Source organism: Geodermatophilus sp. SYSU D01180, from assembly GCF_054050415.1.
Genome location: NZ_JBJGZH010000014.1, coordinates 1 through 16,632, shown reverse-complemented (window position 1 = coordinate 16,632; position 16,632 = coordinate 1). Strand labels below are relative to the sequence as shown.

Sequence of the window (16,632 nt, the reverse complement as noted above, 5' to 3'; positions counted from 1 at the left end):
CGTGGTGGACGACCCCTTCGAGCTGGGCGGCGAGACGTTCGGCTCCCGGCTGCTGCTCGGCACCGGCGGCGTGCCCAGCCTGGAGGCGCTGGAGGCCGCGGTGCGCGCCTCGGGCACCGAGGTTGTCACCGTGGCGCTGCGGCGGGTCGAGGCGTCGGCGGCCGGCTCGATGATGCAGGTGCTGGACCGGGCCGGCGTCCGGCTGCTGCCCAACACCGCCGGGTGCAGAACCGCCCGGGAGGCGGTGCGCACCGCCCGGCTGGGCCGCGAGGCGTTCGGCACCGACTGGGTCAAGCTCGAGGTCATCGGCGACGACGTCACCCTGCTCCCCGACGCCGTGGAGCTGCTCGACGCCGCCGAGCAGCTGGTCGCCGAGGGCTTCACCGTGCTCGCCTACACCACCGACGACCCGGTGCTCGGCCGCCGCCTGGCCGACGCCGGCTGCGCCGCGGTGATGCCGCTGGGCTCGCCGATCGGCAGCGGGCTGGGCGTCCGCAACCCGCACGCCATCGCGCTGCTGCGGGAGGCCGTCGACGTGCCGCTGGTCCTCGACGCCGGCATCGGTACCGCCTCGGACGCCGCGCTGGCCATGGAGCTGGGCTGCGACGCGGTGCTGCTGGCCACCGCGGTCACCCGCGCCCGCGACCCCGAGCGGATGGCGCTGGCGATGCGGCAGGCGGTGGAGGCCGGCCGCCTGGCGAAGCTGGCCGGGCGCATCCCGCGCCGCTGGCACGCCGAGGCGTCGACGCCGTTCGAGGGGCTGCCCGCGCTGTGACCGTCCCCCGCCTGCTCGTCGTCACCGACCGGACGCAGGCGCGCGGCCCGCTCCCGGAGGTGGTCGCGGACGCCGTCGCGGCGGGCGCCCGGGCGGTGCTGCTGCGGGACAAGGACCTGCCGCTGCCCGAGCGGGCGGCGCTGGCCCGCGAGCTGCGGGCGGTGCTCGACCCGGTGGGCGGGCTGCTGGTGTGGGGCGGCGCGGCCGGGGCGCCGGCGGGGACGGCAGTGCACCTGTCCGCCACCGACCCGGTCCCCGCCGTGCGCCCGCCGCTGCTGGGCCGCTCCTGCCACTCCGCGGCGGAGCTGGCGCGGGCGGCGGCCGAGGGCTGCGACTGGGTGACCCTGTCCCCCGTCGCCCCCACCGCCTCCAAGCCCGGCTACGGCCCGGCGCTGGGCGCGGCCGGCCTCGCCGCCCACGTCGCCGCGCTCGGCGACGGTGCCCCGCCGGTGCTCGCGCTCGGCGGCGTGTGGCCCGGGGACGTGGCCGGGTGCCTGGCCGCCGGGGCGCACGGGGTCGCCGTCATGGGGCCGGTGATGCGCGACCCGGCGGTCGTCGCGGCCTACCGCGCGGCCCTCCCCACCTGCTGATCCGGTCCCCTGCCGTGTGACGCTGGTCGCACCGGGGTTTACGGAACCGGTCCGCGAGCCATACGCAGGTGTTCGACTTCGCGTCCACGACGGGACGCCGACACGAGGAGTCCACGGGGTGACACGCGGAACGGCCGGTCCTGGCTGGCCGTCGGCGTCGCCACCGCCCGCCTGGGACGGGCTGTCCTGGGAGCTGTCCGACGTCGCCGAGCTGCCCCGGGTGCGCGAGGAGCTGCGGCGGTCGCACGTCGCGCCCGGCTCCCCGGACGTGCGCGACCGGCTGGTCCTCGTGCTCGACGAGATGGCCTCCAACGCGCTGCGCCACGGCGGCGGCGCGGTCGAGGCGGTGGTCCGCCGCACCGCGGACGCCATCCTGGTCGCGGTGTCCGACGGCGCCGCCGGCACCCCGCCCACCCCGGCGGTCGACCGCGACCCCTCCGAGGGCGGGCTGGGGCTCTACCTCATCGCCGAGCTGTCGACGGCGCACGGCTGGTACGCGGACGACGGCCACAAGACCGTCTGGGCGGTGCTCCCCCCGCGCTGAGCTTCAGCCCTGCGGGTGGAGGCGCATGGCGACCAGGGCGACGTCGTCCTGGAGGCCCTCGGGGCGCAGCCGGGCGAGCAACGCGTCGCCGAGCCGCTCGAGCGGGAGGTCCGCGAGGCGGGCCAGCGCGGTCCCCAGCAGGCCGATCCCGTCGTCGAGCAGCAGGTCGCGGCCCTCGACCAGCCCGTCGGTGTAGAGCAGCAGCGTCGAGCCGCGGGGGACCTCCACCGCGGCCGAGCTGCGCCGGGCGCCGGCGTCGACGCCGAGCATGAGCTGGCCGCGCTCGGTGCCCAGCGTGTGCACCTCGCCGTCGGGGGTGAGCAGCAGCGGCGGCGGGTGCCCGGCGTTGGACCAGCGCAGCGTCGTCGTCCCGGCGGCGCGCTGCTCCGGCGTCTGCTCGACGCGGGCGACCACCGCGGTGGCCATCGTGCGCATGCCGAGCGCGTCGACGGCGGCGTCGAGCTCGGCCAGGACGGCGTCGGGCGGGACGTCGCCGCGGTAGGCGATGCCGCGCAGCATGCCGCGCAGCTGGCCCATGCTCGCCGCGGCCTCGGTGTCGTGGCCGACGACGTCGCCGATGACCAGCACGGTCGCGCCGTCGGGCTGGAGGAACGCGTCGTACCAGTCGCCGCCGACCTGGGCGACCTCCACCGCCGGCTGGTAGCGGACGACGATCTCGGCGTGGTCGGGCTGCGGCGGCGCGGTGAGCATGCTGCGCTGCAGCGCCTCGGCCAGCCGCCGCTGCTGGTCGAACAGCCGGGCGTTGTCCAGGGCCAGGGCGACGCGGTCGGCCACCTCGCGGGCGGCGGCGACCTCCTCCGCGTTCGCGGCCGGCCGGTCGGCGCCGCGGTAGACGCTGAGCGCGCCGAGCGTCCGCCCGCGGGCCATCAGCGGCAGGGTGACCGCCGTCCGCGGCGCGAGGGCGTCGAAGACCTCGCGGACCTGGTCCGGGAGTGTCGGGCGGATGGCCGCCGGGACGTCGTCGACGGTGAGCAGCCGGCCGGACTGCAGCGCCTGCAGCACGGGCGCGTCGGCGGGGACCGACGCCAGCCGCAGGTCGGCGTAGGCCGCCGCGGCCGCCCGCATCGCCGGGTCGCGGTGCCAGCTCGCGACGTCGCGCATCCGGCCGTCCTCGCCGGCGGACAGCGTGAGGATCACCCAGTCGCCGAGCACGGGGACGACGGCCTCGGCGACCCGCTGCAGCGCCGGCTCCTCGGCGCCCCCGGAGCCCAGCGACGCCGACATGAGCGCGCTGACCTCGGCGACCAGCGACAGCCGGGCGGCGCTGTCCCGGGCCCGCTGCTCGGCGGCGCGGCGCTCGGTGACCTCGAGGAAGTAGACCGACAGCCCGTCGGGACCCGGCCACGCGCGGACCTCGTACCAGGCGTCCAGCGGCGGGGGGTAGTGGGCCTCGAAGACCCGCTCCTCGCCGCCCGTCATGGCCGCGCGGTAGTTGACCTCGAAGTCGCTGCCGACGGCGGCCGGGAACAGCTCCCAGATGTCCCCGCCGAGCAGCTCGTCGCGGCCGCGGCGCAGCACACGCTCGGCCTCGGCGTTGACGTAGGTGAAGCGCCACTCGCGGTCCAGGGCGAAGAACGCCGACCGCATGGTCTCGAGGACCCGGGACACCCGGGCGTCGCCCTCGTGCCGGCCGGTGGTGTCGATGCCGGCGCCGAGCAGCCGCACCGCCCGCCCCCGGTCGTCGGCCAGCGCCCGCCCGCGGCCCTGCATCCACCGGGTCTCACCGGAGGGCAGCACGACGCGGAACTCGGCGTCGTAGGCGCCGACGGTGTCGATCGCCTCCTGAAGCGCGGCGAGGGTGCGGCCGCGGTCGTCGGGGTGCAGGCGCTCGGCGAAGGACTCGATCGTCCCGCCGAAGCCGTCGGGCTCGATCCCGAAGATCGCCATCAGCTGGTCGTCCCAGGCGAGCCGGCCGGTCTCCAGGTCCCAGTCGAAGCTGCCGATGCCGGCGGCGTCGATCGCCAGCTCGAAGCGGAGCCGGGCGACCTCGGGATCGTCGGGCAGCACGGACAGCGGGCGGGCTGCCGCTCCCCGTGGCCCCGGACGTTGCTCGGGGACGGTCACGGGCAGCAGGAGTCCATTCAGGAGAGAGCGGTGGTCCGCCGTCCTTTGTCCCATGCCCGGCCCCGGGACGACAACCGGTGTGCCCGAGTCGACACCGCGTCCCGACGAGCGGAAGCCCCGGCCCGCGTCGCGGACCGGGGCTCCCGGCGGGCGGTGCGGCGTCAGGCGGCCGTGACCCCGAACCCGGCCAGCCAGTCCTGGACCACGGGGACGTCCACCCGCTGCAGGCCGTCGATGTAGCGGCAGTTGGAGGTGTAGCCGTAGCTGGTCACCGTGACGACGTGCCCGGTCTCCGGGTTGAAGCTCGGACCGCCGGAGTCGCCGAAGCAGGTGCCCCCGCCGCCACGGTTGTCGTGCTCGTTGCCGTTGACCTGCAGGATCTGCGGGGTCAGCTTATGGCCGACGACGTCGGTGTAGCGGCGCAGGATCGGGAAGCTCTGCGGGGTCGGCTTCTGCGGGCCGGAGTCGGCCTGCCGGACCTCGGTGCCGTAGCCGACGGCGGTGAACGTCGTGCGGTTCAGCCGCGGCTGGGCGTACCGGTCCAGCTCGTTCGGCGCGGCGAGCTGGGCCGGCTCGATGCCGGTGACCGGCGCGTCGAGGACGACGACGCCGACGTCGTTCCAGTTGTCCGTGTCGGTGAAGTCCGAGTACTCCGGGTGGGTGTACGCCGTACCCGGGTACCAGCCGTCGGGGAGGTCCTCCCCCGACCCGAAGCCCTCGGCCGGGACACCGGCGGTCGGCAGGTCGGAGGGCGCCTCCTCGTCGACCACCGGTTCGAAGGTGACGATCGTGTCGCCCACGGTGCCGGCCGTGCAGTGCGCCGCGGTGAGGACCACGGTCTCCGACACGAGCGTCCCCGAGCAGCGGTAGCGGCCGGTCGCGTCGTAGAAGACCAGCAGGCCCACGTCGTCGTAGACGTTCGCCCGGTCCTCGATGCCCCCGGTGACCGCCCCGGCGGGTGCGGGTGCCACCAGGCCGACCGTGAGCAGGGCCGCGGCGCCGGTGAGCACCGCCTTCGTGCGTGTGTGCATCTCGTCCCCTCGTCCGGTGGAGGAACCTCCACGGAGGGGAACGAACCGTGCACGGGTGGGATGCGCAACTCGTCGGGACCGGTGCCCGCCCGTCGTGTCGTCTCGTCGCAGCGCGCCCCAGAGCGGGGGCGGCGTCCGTCGTCCTCCTCGCGGCGCCGGGCCGGGGACCGCGGCCGGGTCCCGCGGGCGTCCACCTCCTCCGGCGGGCCGGGCGCCTGCCTGGCCGGGTTCCGCGCGGTCAGAGACCCGGGGGGACGACGGGGCGGGTCGTCCCCCGCCGGGCACCGGCGGGACCCGGTCCTCCTCGCCGCGGCGACCGTCGCCGGACAGGCCGCGCCGCGCTCGTCCGGGCCTCCCTGGAGGGTCCGCGCGCTGCACCTCGGGGGTGAGTCGGCGGGGGGTCGAGGCCGGATCGTCGTGCGGGAGCGTCTGTCGGGCGGCGGGGGGACTCCCGCTGCCGGGCGCCGCTCCGCGGTGCGGTCCGGGGCCTCCCTGGAGGGTCCGCGCGCTGCACCCGGGGGTGAGTCGGCGGGGGGTCGAGGCCGGATCGTCGTGCGGAGGGGTCTGCCCGGCGGCGGCGTGCCGCGGGTGGAGGCCCAGGGGCGGCCGTGGTCGGCCGGGAGGTGGATCTGCTCGGGGAGCGGGCCGGCGGTCCGGCCACCCGCGGGGGGAAGGGGGCGGCCGGGCCCGTCGAGCACGTCGACGAGGGGCGGACGCGCGTCCCCGGGGAGGGGGCGCGCTGCGGATCAGCCGGGAGCCGGCGGCGGTGGCCGGGGCGAACCCCGCGCCGGGTGCCCGCCCGGGTCGCCCCGGGTGCGCACCGCCCCGGCGGTGCGCGGCGGGTCGGGCGCCCGCGCCGTCGGCCGCCCGGCGGCGGGCCGCGCCGGCCAGCCGGCCGGGGCCAGCGCCGGGCCCGCGGAGCGGGGGGCGGCGGGACGGGGCGGGACCGGCCGGCCGGAGCCGGCCGGGGGCGACGCCGCGGCGGGGGAAGACGCCACGGGCCGGATCGTGGGGGTGCTCGGCAGCTCGGTGAGCACCACGGGGTCGTTCGGGACGCGGGGCCGCGGGGCGGCCGGTGCCGCCGGGCGGGGCCGGCCCCAGGCCAGGTGCGCGCCGTCGGGGCCGGCGCCCCAGAGCGCCAGCCGCCGGACCAGGCCCGGCCCGGCCGGCGGGACGACGACCGGCGCGGTCGGCCACGCGGCGTGGGCGCCGCCGGGGCCGGCGCCCCACATCGCCAGCCGCCGGACCGAGGCCCGCAGCCGCGCGCGCCAGCGCGGGCCGGTCGCCGGGGCGGGAGCCGGCACGGGGGCCGGCGCCGCCGGAACTGCCGGGACCGGGGTCGCGGGGACCGGAGCCACTGCCGGCGGCACCGGGCGCGGCCGCGGCACGGGCACCGGGCGGGCCAGCGGCAGCGGGCGCAGCGCGCGGGCGGCGCCCGGCGAGCGGGTCGCCACCGCGCGGCGCGGCCGGGGTCGCCGCGGCAGCTCGTGCGCCCGGTCGAGCAGGCCGAGCAGGCCGGCCAGGGACAGGTCGTCCGGCAGGGTCGCCGACGACGGGGCGGGTGCCCGGTCGATCGCCATGCCGTCCTCCTGAGGGGTCCTGGTCCGCAGCCGGGGAAGGTGCTGCGGACAGGGGGAACGGTAGGGACGACGGGCCTCGCGGACGGCCGATCGGGACACGTCCTGGAGACCCCGTGACGCAACCGTTGTGACGCCCTGACCAGCGCGTTGGTCACCCGGCGCTGCCGGCGATCACTTGTCGACCCGTCGACGGCCCGCGAGCGTGGGAGGCCCCCGCGGGGCCTCCGGTCATCCCGGGACACGCCCCGCCGCGCCCGGCGTGTCGAGCCGTGTCCGGTGGCCCGTCCCGGCGGCCCGTCCCCGTGTCCCGTCCCGGCGGCCCGTCCCGTGTCCCGGAACGGTGCGGTCCGGTTGCCGGGTGTTCCGGCCCTGCCGAGACTCGACCGGTGAGAGAGCAGCCCGCAACCGCGGCCCCCGACCGGATCCCGGGCGGCCCGGCCGAGCCGGACACGAAGCTGCGCCGCGCCGTCACCGGCCCGCTGCTCTACCTGTTCATCCTCGGCGACGTCCTGGGTGCCGGTGTCTACGCGCTGGTGGGCGAGGTGTCCGCGGAGGTCGGCGGGGCGATCTGGGTGCCGCTGCTGGTCGCACTGCTGCTGGCGCTGCTCACCGCGGGCTCCTACGCCGAGCTGGTCACGAAGTACCCGCGCGCCGGCGCTCGGCGGTGTTCGCCGAGCGGGCGTTCCGCTCGCCGGTGGTCGCCTTCCTCGTCGGCTTCTGCATGCTCGCCGCCGGCGTCACCAGCGCCGCGGGCCTGGCGCTGGCCTTCGCCGGCGACTACCTCACCGTCTTCCTCGACGTGCCCGCCGCACCGGCCGCCCTGGTCTTCCTGCTGGCCGTGGCGCTGCTCAACGCCCGCGGCATCCGGGAGTCGCTGCGCGCCAACCTGGTCATGACGCTGGTGGAGACCTCGGGCCTGGTGCTCGTCGTCGTCCTGGGGGCGGTGGTCCTGGGGCGGGGCGACGGCGACCCTGGCCGGGTGGTGGAGTTCCCGCCCGGGGTGTCCGCGGGGACGGCGGTGCTGTCGGCGGCGCTGCTGGCCTACTACTCGTTCGTCGGGTTCGAGACCTCTGCCAACGTCGCCGAGGAGGTCCGCGACGTGCGCCGGGTCTACCCGCGGGCGCTGTTCGGGGCGCTGCTCACCGCTGGCGTCGTCTACGTGCTGGTCGGGCTGGCCGCCGCGGTCGTCCTCCCGCCCGAGGAGCTCGCCGGCTCCACCGGGCCGCTGCTCGAGGTGGTCCGCGCCGCCGACGCCGGCGTCCCCGACGAGCTGTTCAGCGTCGTCGCGCTGGTCGCCGTCGCCAACGGCGCGCTGCTCACGATGATCATGGCCAGCCGGATGGCCTACGGGCTGGCCGAGCAGGGCCTGCTGCCGGCGGTCCTCGGCCGGGTGCTGCCGCGCCGCCGGACGCCGTGGGTGGCCATCGCCGTCACCACGCTCGTGGCGATGGGCCTGAGCCTGGCCGGGGACCTGGCCACGCTGGCCAACACGGTCGTCCTCCTCCTGCTGTTCGTCTTCCTCAGCACCAACGCCGCGGTGCTGGTGCTGCGCCGCGACCGCGTCGACGCCCCGCACTTCCGGGTGCCGCCGGTGGTCCCGGTGCTCGGCATCGCCTCGTGCCTGGTGCTGCTGTGGCCCCAGGAGGCCCGGACGTGGGCGTTCGCCGGCGTCCTGCTCGCCGTCGGGGTGGTGCTGTACCTGGTGACCGCGCTGCCGCGGCGCCGGGCCGCGGGCTGACCGCGGCGCAGGCGCCCCCCGGCCGGGTTGCGAGGATGGCCGGGTGCCTCCTCCCGCACCGCGGCCCCTGGTGATCGACACCGACCCCGGCATCGACGACGCGCTGGCGATCCTGCTGGCGCTGGCCAGCCCCGAGGTCGACCTCCGCCTGGTCACCACCACGCACGGCAACGTCGACCTCGCGCAGACCACCGAGAACGCGCTGCGGGTGCTGCACCTGGCCGACCGCTCCGACGTCCCGGTGGCCGCGGGCGCCGCCGAGTCGCTGGTGTTCCCCCAGCCCGAGCGGGCCGGGCACGTCCACGGCGCCGCGGGCCTCGGCGGCGTCGAGCTGCCGCCCTCCCCGGCCGCCGTCGACCCCCGCCCGGCCGTCGTCGCGCTGGCCGAGCTGCTCCTGGCGTCGGAGGAGCCGGTGACGGTGGCCGCGATCGGGCCGTGGACCAACATCGCGCTGCTGCTGGCCACCTACCCCGGGGCGGCGGAGCGGATCGACCGGCTGGTGCTCATGGGCGGCTCTGCCGGCCGCGGCGGCAACGTCACCGCCGCCGCGGAATTCAACGTGTGGTCCGACCCGGAGGCCGCGGCCCGGGTGCTCGGCTCGACGGTGCCCACCGTGCTCGTCGGCCTCGACGTCACCCTGCCCACGGTCCTCGACGAGGACGGCGTCGCCCGGTTCGCCGCGGCCGGGCCGGTCGGGAAGACGGCGGCGGCGATCCTGCAGCAGTACCTGGACCACGCCCGCACCTCCTACGGCACGACCGGCGTGGTGGTGCACGACGCGCTGGCGCTCACCGAGGCGATCGTGCCGGGCACGCTGGGCACCGTCCGCCGCGACGTCGTCGTCGACACCACCGCGGGGCCGGCCCGCGGGCACACGCTGGTCGACCGCCGGACGGTGTCGGCCTCCCCCACCGCGGTCGACGTCGCCGAGACCGTGGACAGCCCGGCCGCCGTGGAGTTCCTGGTCAGCCGGCTGGCCGACCTCGCCGCCAGGGTGGGCTGAGCGGCGCGGGCGGGCCGATCCGGCTCAGCGCGTGCCCTGGGTCGAGGCCACGATCCCGGCGGCGATGTCGCGCAGCTTGCGGTTGTACCGCTGGGACGCCTCGCGCAGCAGCTCGAAGGCGGCGTCGGCGTCGACGTGCCGCTGCGCCATCAGCACGCCCTTGGCCTGCTCGATGACCGCGCGGGACTGCATCGCCAGCTCCATGTTGCGGGCGTGCTCGCCGAGCTGGGCGTGCGCGTCGGCGTTGGCGACGGCGACGGCGACCGCCTCGGCGACCTCCCGGGCCGCCTCGGCCGACCGGTCGGAGGCGAACGCGGCGGGCCGCGTGGAGTAGTTGTTCAGCGCCCCGATCGTGGTGCCCTGGTAGGGCAGCGGCATCGACAGCGAGCTGCGGACGCCGACCTCCACCACCCGCGCGACGTAGTCCGGCCAGCGGGTCTCGGTGTGCGTGTCGTCGATGCGCAGCACCACGCCGCCGCGGCCGGCGTCCAGGCAGGGCCCGTGGCCCCGCTCGTACTGCAGCTCGTCGGCCGCCAGGGCCATGTCCCCGTGGTGGGCGGCGGTGGTGGCCACGTCGCCGCGGACGAGGGTGATCGACGTCGACTCGGCGCCGGGGATGTTCTCGGCGGCGATCCGGGTGACCTCGTGGAGCACGTCGTCCAGGCCCCGGTCGGCCAGCTGCAGGCGGCTCAGCGCGCGCCAGAGGTCCTCCACGGGCCCATCCTGCCCGTACCGGCGGCTCCCGGGGACCCGGGTGACCACCCCCGTGCGGGGGACGCGCGGGCCCGCCGCTGCGGGCCAGGGCGCTTTCGGTCAGGATGGACGCCGGTCGGCGGAGCAGACGCGAGGGGTGGGACATGGGCCAGGAGGCGTGGCCGTGCACTCCGGTGCCCTCCGTGGCCGGCGACGTCTGGCACTGGCAGCTGGAGGCCATGCACGTCGTCTCCCGGGTCCGCGCGGACCTGCGGGCGCGCATCGCCCACCCGTCGGTGAGCACGTCGTCGACCGAGGACGCCCGCGACGGGCTGCTGCTGGTGTTCGAGGAGCTGGCCTCCAACGCCCTGCGGCACGGCGGCGGCGACGTCCGCGCGCTGGTGGTGGCCAGCCCCGCCGGCTGGCTGCTGGACCTCAGCGACGAGGCGCCCGAGCGGCCGCCGGTGCCCGCCGTCGACCGCGACCCGTCCCTGGGCGGGATGGGCCTGCACCTGGTCGCGCAGCTGTCGGTCGACTACGGCTGGGAGAAGCGCCCCGGCCGCAAGCACGTGTGGGCGCGGCTGCCCTCGGGCCTGGAGCCGGTCGAGGGGTTCGGCAGCCAGGTCCCCGAGCCGCGCGCGCCGGAGATCCCGCGCGACTGACCCCGGCTCAGGCCGAGTCGGCCACCGCCGCGCCGTCGTGCTCGGCGCGGGCGCAGTGGGCGCAGCAGTAGAACTGCCCCTCCACGACGACGCCGTGCCCGACCACCTTGACGCCGCAGTGCTCGCAGATGGGCGCCATGCGGTGGATGGCGCACTCGAAGCTGTCGAAGGTGTGCCGGGCCCCCTGGGCCACCACCTCGAAGCTCATGTCGTAGTCGTTGCCGCAGACCTCGCAGACCGCCATGGCCCCTCCCTTCCCCGGACGGGACCGCGGGACACGGCGCGGTTCAGCTGCTGCGGCGGGCGGTCCAGTTCGAGACGAAGTCCCGCAGGCTGCGGGTGGGCCGCAGCCACGCGCCGTCCGGCGGCAGGGCGTCGAGCCGGACGCGGTCCAGCGGAGCGGCGAAGGCGCCGGGGACGTCCTCGATGTCGATGAACTCCAGCAGGTCCGAGCCGATGGCGTAGCCCGCGACCTCGCTGAAGGCCACGACGACGACCTGGGTGCCGGTCCGCGCCAGTTCCTCGAGCGGCTCGGCGAAGTTGCGCCCGTCGCCGGAGAACACGACCAGCCGCCGCAGCCGGTGGCTGTGCGCGCGGACCTCGATGTGGTCGAGCATCGCCTGGTCGATGTCGTCGTCGGGCTGGCTCTTGGGCCGGGCGAAGACGGCGTACCCGAAGCCGCGCAGCGCCTCCACCCAGCGCTGCAGGGAGCCGACGACCGGCGGGATGTTGGCGAACACGCAGGCCTCGACCTCGGGGGCGTCCGGCGCGGCGGCGTCGCCGGCGCCGTCGACGAACCAGGCGGCGATCGCGTCGAAGCGCGGCCGGGAGGCGGCGGTGGGGCGGGCGCCGATGACCGTCGACAGGGTCATGTCGATGTTCGGCGCGTCCCAGATGAGCAGGTCCAGCGCGGGCCGCCCGCGGCCGCCGTCGGTCCGGGGCTCGGCCAGGGGCGTCTCGTCGCTGGTCGCGGTCACGGGGGCAGTCTGCCCGGTCGCCGTCGCGTCCGGACCGGGGCCACCCGACGTGTCCGGCACCGGCGGGGCGGCGGGCGGTTCGACGGCGGGCGGTTCGACGGCGGGCGGGGCTGTGACGGGCGGGACGACGGGCGGGACGACGGCGGGCGGCGGGCCGGCCGGGGCGGTGGCCCGGCGGACGGCGCGCCGGCGGACGGGACCGGTCACCGCCGGCGCGCTCCCGTCCGTCCGCTCAGGGCAGCCCCCTCAGCGCAGCCGGCCGGCGAGGGCCAGCGCGCAGGAGTCGCCGCCGCCGGCCCGCACCCGGTCCGCCCAGCGCTCGACGTCCTCGGCGCTCATGGGGTGGGCGAGCAGGTAGCCCTGCGCGGAGTCGCAGCCGGCCTCGCGGACCATCCGCAGGTGCTCGGCGGTCTCCACGCCCTCGGCGACCGACCGGATGCCCAGGGTGTGCGCGAGCTCGACGATCGCCCCGAGCACCGCGCCGGTGCCGCCGGAGGCCAGCCGCTCGGCGGCATTGATCAGCGAGCGGTCGATCTTCAGCGTCCCGATGGGCAGCGCCATGAGCTGGGCCAGCGAGGACCAGCCGGTGCCGAAGTCGTCGATGGCCACCCGGACGCCGAAGCCGCGCAGGACGGCGAGCTGGTCCTCGGCGCGGGTGGGGTCCTCGGCGACGCTGGTCTCGGTCAGCTCGAGCATCAGCTGCTCGGGCGCCAGGCCCGACTCGTGCAGCGCCGTCCGGACGTCGCGGACCAGCGTCTCGGCGGAGAAGTGGCGGGCGCTGATGTTGACCGCCATCCGCAGCGACAGGCCCTGCTCGGCCCACTCGGCGGCCTGGCGGGTGGTCTCGTGCAGCAGCCAGCGGGTGATCGGGATGAGCTGGCCGGTCTCCTCGGCCACGGAGAGGAAGGCGTCGGGCGAGAGCAGGCCGCGCTCGGGGTGCTGCCAGCGCAGCAGCGCCTCGACCCCCTCGACCTCGCCGGTGTCCAGGCGCACCACTGGTTGGTAGTGGACGACGAACTGGTCGAGCGCGCCGTCGCGGAGCCGGGTGGCGACGTCCATCCGCCAGCGGGCGGCGTCGCGCAGGCCCGGGGAGAACAGGTGGACGCGGTCGCGGCCGGCCGCCTTCGCCGCGTAGCTGGCAGCGTCGGCGTCGCTGAGCAGCTGGTGGGCGTGCCGCAGCCCGGGCTGGGCCACGGCGACCCCGATGCTCGCCGAGACGGGCACCGAGACCCCCAGGGCGACGAACGGGCGGGCGAAGGAGCGCTGCAGCCGGAACGCCAGCGACGCCGCCTCCGGGGTGTCGCACGAGCGGGCCAGGACGACGAACTGGTCGCCGCCCAGCCGGCCGACGGCGTCGCCGGGCCGGATCTGGGCGACCAGCCGGGCGCCGACCTGGCGCAGCAGCTCGTCGCCGACCTCGGAGCCGAGCGAGTCGTTGATGGTCTTGAAGCCGTCGATGTCGAGGAAGAGCACCGCGGTGCGGCTGCGGTCGTCGGTCAGCGCCTCGCCGACCAGCTCGAGCAGCCGGGCGCGGTTGGCCAGCCCGGTGAGGTCGTCGTGGGTGGCCTGCCAGGCCAGCCGCTCCTGGTCGCGGACGCGCTCGGTGATGTCGATGTGGGTGGCGACGAGCTGGCCGTCCTCCTCCACCCGCGCCGCCTGCATGCGCCACCAGGTGCGACCGCTGGGGGACTCGATGGAGTACTCGCAGGAGAAGGTGCGCGTCGGTCCCCCGGGCGGCGCCGCCCGCAGCTCGGCGAGCCCGCCGGCGATGCGGGCCAGGTCGTCCGGGGTCAGGCCCTGGCCGATCCGCGCGAGGTAGTCGTCGCCCACCTCGGCCGGTTCCCAGCCCCCCGCGCGCACGAGGTCCGCGGTGTCGGCCCAGCTGCGGTTGACGCTGCGGACCCGGCCGGCGCGGTCGACCAGCACGGTCGGGGTGGGGTAGGCGTCGAGGACGGCGGTGGTCTGCCGCAGGGCGTGCGCCTGGGCGGCGTGCGCGCGGTGCCGCGAGTCGACGTCGCGGATGAACACGACCAGGCCGGCGCTGTCGCCCGAGGCGCGCACCTCGAACCAGCGGTCCCGCGGCTTGTGCAGGTACTCGAAGACGCGCGGGTGGCCGTCGTCGAGGGCGCCGCCGAGCTCGGCCACGAACTCGGTGTCGCGCAGGTCGGGGATGCAGTCGAGGACTGTCTGCCCCAGGAGGCTGTCGGCCGGCCGCCCCAGCAGCTCCTCCATCGCGGCGTTGAGCCAGGTGAAGCGCCACTCCCGGTCGAGGTGACAGACCGCGTCCGGGACGCTGGCCAGCAGGTTCGGCGGTGCCGCCGCGCCTGCACGGTCGGATGGGTGCACGCCTTCTCTCTCCCCCTGCCGCACGCCGGACCCCGTGGTGCGGGTCACCGGTACCGGACCGGGACGGGATGGGAAGTCGGTCCGTGCGCGACGCGTACCCGAGGGTAGTGGAGCGGCGCACGCTCAGGCAGGGGCAACGGTTGACCGTTCCACGATCCGCGCGGCGGGCACCGTCGACGGCAGCGTGCCCAGCACCGGGCCCCAGTCCCCGCCGAGGCGGGTGGCGCAGAACGCGTCGGCGACCTCGGGCGGGGCGTACCGCAGCAGCAGCGAGCCCTGCAGGCACTGGCCGAGCAGGCCGGCGACGCGGCGGGCGCGCAGCGGCAGCGCGTCCGGGTCGCCGAGCTCGGCGGCCAGCCGCTTCACCGCGTCGTCGAAGCGGGCGTCGGCGCCGCGGGCCAGCTCGATCTCGTCGGTGACGGCGGCCAGCGACTCGCTGCTGCGGCCCAGGGCCCGCAGCACGTCGAGCGCGATGACGTTGCCGGAGCCCTCCCAGATCGAGTTGAGCGGCGCCTGCCGGTAGAGCCGCGGCATGCCCGACTCCTCGACGTAGCCGTTGCCGCCGAGCACCTCGAGCGCCTCGCCGACGACGGCCGGCGTCCGCTTGCAGACGAGGAACTTGGCGGCGGCGCCGGCCAGCCGCAGGAACGCGGTCTCGCCGGCGTCGACCGCGGCGGCCAGCCGGATCGCCAGGGCCGTCGCGGCCTCGCTCTCCACGGCGAGGTCGGCCAGCACGTTCTGCATGAGCGGCTGGTCGGCCAGGAGCGCGCCGAAGGCGGAGCGGTGCCGGGCGTGGTGGACCGCCTGGGTGAGCGCCGCCCGGACCGTCGCGGCCGAGCCGATGACGCAGTCCAGCCGGGTGGTGTTGACCATCTCGATGATCGTCGGGACGCCGCGGCCGGGCGGGCCGACCAGCCAGCCGGTGGTGCCGTCGAACTCGACCTCGCTGGAGGCGTTGGCTCGGTCGCCGAGCTTGTCCTTGAGGCGCTGCAGGCGGAAGACGTTGCGGCTGCCGTCCGGGAGCACCCGCGGGACGAGGAAGCAGGAGACGCCCTCGTCGAGCTGGGCCAGCACCAGGAACAGGTCGCTCATCGGGGCGCTGGTGAACCACTTGTGCCCGGTGAGCACGTAGCTGCCGTCGGCGTCCGCGACCGCGCGCGTGGTGTTGGCCCGGACGTCGGAGCCGCCCTGCTTCTCGGTCATCCCCATGCCCGCGACCAGGCCCGGCTTGGCGACGGGGTCGGTGAGGCTGAACCGGTAGCCGGTCGCGGTGAGGCCGGGCTCGTAGCGGGCGGCGAGGTCGGGAGCCGCCCGCAGCGCCGGCACGGCCGCGTAGGTCATGGTCACCGGGCAGCCGTGGCCGGCCTCGACCTGCGTCCAGCCGAGGTAGCCGACGGCGCGGCGCACGTGGGCGTGCCGGTAGCCGGCGTCGGCCGCGGCCCACGGCGCGCCGGCCAGGCCGTGCTCGAACGCCGTCCGCATGAGCTCGTGCCAGGCCGGGTGGAACTCCACCTCGTCGACCCGGTGGCCGTAGCGGTCGTGGGTGCGCAACACCGGGCGGTTCTCGTCGGCCAGCCGGCCCCACTCGCGCGCCTGCTCGCTCCCGGCCAGCGCGCCGAGCTCGGCCAGCGAGGCGAGCGTCGCCTCGTCGGCGTGCCGGAGGCAGGCCTCCCGCAGCGCCGCGTCTCCGGCGATCGGGTCGTACCCGACCAGCGGCGGGGCCTGGTTCAGGACCTCGTGCGTCGCACCCACGCCGCGCACCGTACGACCTCGCTGTCACCGTGGTCACACCCCTCCCGCGCGCCGTTCCACGTGGAACGGCGGCGGTCAGAAGGGCGGCGGGTCGTCGGCCGGGTCGACCGGTGGCGGTGGTCCGGGATCCACCGGTGGCGGATCAGGTCTCGCCGGTGGTGGTCGCGTCCCGGGTGGCCGGGTCGTGCGGGTGATGCCGGACGGGGTCGTCACCGCCAGGACGCCGTCGGCGCTCATCCGGAAGCGCCAGCCGCGGGTGAAGGTCTTGAGCCGGTGGTGGCTGCGGCACAGGCAGCACAGGTCGGCGCAGTCGGTGGTGCCGCCGTGGGCGTGCGGGACGACGTGGTCGGCGTCGGCCCAGCCGACGCGCTGGCCGCAGGTGGGGAAGCGGCAGGTGCGGTCGCGGGTGTGCACGAACCGTTGCTGCGCCGCGGAGGGTTGGTAGGCGTCGGTCGGCTCGGGCCGGTCGAGCACCGCGCACTCGCAAGCGGTGTCGGTATCGGTGTCAGGGTGGTCGGGGCAGCCGCGGCCGGCCAACCGGCCCAGCTGGTCCAGCGTGCTCGTCGCGCGCAGGGTGCCGTCGTCGTCGACCAGCGTCAGCGTCACCGTGCCGCCGTCGGGCGCTCGCAGCCCCAGGGCGTCGAGCTGGGTGAGCAGCTCCCGCAGGTGGGCGGCGGTGATCGGCAGCCCGTCCACCGCACCGGCCTCGGTGCTGCGGCCGGTCAGGGCGCCGAGGGGGGCGATGACCTGCAGGTGCGCGGTCACCGGCGGCCGGCCGGTCTCCCAGGGGCGCTGCAGCAGGTCGGCGTAGACCAGGGTGCGCAGCTGCCCGATCGGGCGGGGATCGCCGTCGGCC

15 protein-coding genes are annotated in these 16,632 nt (G+C 76.8%); 6 read left to right on the top strand and 9 right to left on the bottom strand.

Annotated features, from left to right (window positions below):
* Position 1 precedes the first annotated feature (1 nt).
* From ACI8AA_RS14025 to ACI8AA_RS14015, 3 genes are all read left to right on the top strand, one after another.
* Complete coding sequence (locus tag ACI8AA_RS14025; protein ID WP_457045019.1) at positions 2-775, top strand: thiazole synthase; 774 nt, start codon at positions 2-4, stop codon at positions 773-775.
* Positions 772-1,365 carry a thiamine phosphate synthase gene (locus ACI8AA_RS14020; protein ID WP_457045018.1) on the top strand — a complete coding sequence of 198 codons (594 nt, stop codon included), beginning with the start codon at positions 772-774 and terminating at the stop codon, positions 1,363-1,365. Before ACI8AA_RS14025 ends, ACI8AA_RS14020 begins: the two co-directional genes overlap by 4 nt.
* Before the next feature lie 118 nt (positions 1,366-1,483).
* Positions 1,484-1,909 (top strand): ATP-binding protein, encoded by a 426-nt coding sequence (locus ACI8AA_RS14015; protein WP_457045017.1) that lies wholly within the window; start codon positions 1,484-1,486, stop codon positions 1,907-1,909.
* 3 nt (positions 1,910-1,912) lie between these two features.
* Here the strand turns inward: ACI8AA_RS14015 and ACI8AA_RS14010 are convergent, their stop codons facing one another.
* From ACI8AA_RS14010 to ACI8AA_RS14000, 3 genes are all read right to left on the bottom strand, one after another.
* Positions 1,913-3,994 carry a SpoIIE family protein phosphatase gene (locus tag ACI8AA_RS14010; RefSeq protein WP_457045016.1) on the bottom strand — a complete coding sequence of 694 codons (2,082 nt, stop codon included), beginning with the start codon at positions 3,992-3,994 and terminating at the stop codon, positions 1,913-1,915.
* A 161-nt stretch (positions 3,995-4,155) separates the two neighbouring features.
* Positions 4,156-5,025: a S1 family peptidase gene (locus ACI8AA_RS14005; protein ID WP_457045015.1), complete on the bottom strand. Its 870-nt coding sequence runs from the start codon at positions 5,023-5,025 to the stop codon at positions 4,156-4,158.
* 746 nt (positions 5,026-5,771) lie between these two features.
* Positions 5,772-6,605, bottom strand: coding sequence for a hypothetical protein (locus tag ACI8AA_RS14000; RefSeq protein WP_457045014.1), 834 nt, complete (start codon positions 6,603-6,605; stop codon positions 5,772-5,774).
* 664 nt (positions 6,606-7,269) lie between these two features.
* On the opposite strand from ACI8AA_RS14000, the gene ACI8AA_RS13995 reads away from it, so the two are divergent.
* Positions 7,270-8,343, top strand: coding sequence for an APC family permease (locus tag ACI8AA_RS13995; protein ID WP_457045013.1), 1,074 nt, complete (start codon positions 7,270-7,272; stop codon positions 8,341-8,343).
* 43 nt (positions 8,344-8,386) lie between these two features.
* Positions 8,387-9,346 (top strand): nucleoside hydrolase, encoded by a 960-nt coding sequence (locus ACI8AA_RS13990; protein ID WP_457045012.1) that lies wholly within the window; start codon positions 8,387-8,389, stop codon positions 9,344-9,346.
* 24 nt (positions 9,347-9,370) lie between these two features.
* Here the strand turns inward: ACI8AA_RS13990 and ACI8AA_RS13985 are convergent, their stop codons facing one another.
* Positions 9,371-10,060: a GAF and ANTAR domain-containing protein gene (locus tag ACI8AA_RS13985; RefSeq protein WP_457045011.1), complete on the bottom strand. Its 690-nt coding sequence runs from the start codon at positions 10,058-10,060 to the stop codon at positions 9,371-9,373.
* Positions 10,061-10,242: 182 nt separating this feature from the next.
* Between ACI8AA_RS13985 and ACI8AA_RS13980 the strand changes: the two genes are divergently transcribed.
* Entirely contained in the window at positions 10,243-10,701 is a 459-nt protein-coding gene (locus tag ACI8AA_RS13980; RefSeq protein WP_456936224.1) for an ATP-binding protein, read from the top strand.
* Between the two features lie 7 nt (positions 10,702-10,708).
* Here the strand turns inward: ACI8AA_RS13980 and ACI8AA_RS13975 are convergent, their stop codons facing one another.
* From ACI8AA_RS13975 to ACI8AA_RS13955, 5 genes are all read right to left on the bottom strand, one after another.
* The gene (locus ACI8AA_RS13975; RefSeq protein ID WP_387988703.1) at positions 10,709-10,945 is read right to left on the bottom strand and encodes a hypothetical protein; all 237 of its coding nucleotides are present in this window, start codon (positions 10,943-10,945) and stop codon (positions 10,709-10,711) included.
* Between the two features lie 43 nt (positions 10,946-10,988).
* Positions 10,989-11,678 (bottom strand): NYN domain-containing protein, encoded by a 690-nt coding sequence (locus ACI8AA_RS13970; RefSeq protein WP_456927790.1) that lies wholly within the window; start codon positions 11,676-11,678, stop codon positions 10,989-10,991.
* Positions 11,679-11,924: 246 nt separating this feature from the next.
* Complete coding sequence (locus tag ACI8AA_RS13965; RefSeq protein ID WP_457045010.1) at positions 11,925-14,024, bottom strand: putative bifunctional diguanylate cyclase/phosphodiesterase; 2,100 nt, start codon at positions 14,022-14,024, stop codon at positions 11,925-11,927.
* 123 nt (positions 14,025-14,147) lie between these two features.
* Complete coding sequence (locus ACI8AA_RS13960) at positions 14,148-15,776, bottom strand: acyl-CoA dehydrogenase family protein (protein WP_457045009.1); 1,629 nt, start codon at positions 15,774-15,776, stop codon at positions 14,148-14,150.
* Positions 15,777-15,851: 75 nt separating this feature from the next.
* Positions 15,852-16,632, bottom strand: a 781-nt coding sequence (locus tag ACI8AA_RS13955) for an HNH endonuclease signature motif containing protein (RefSeq protein WP_457045008.1), incomplete at its 5' end; no start/stop codon positions are given.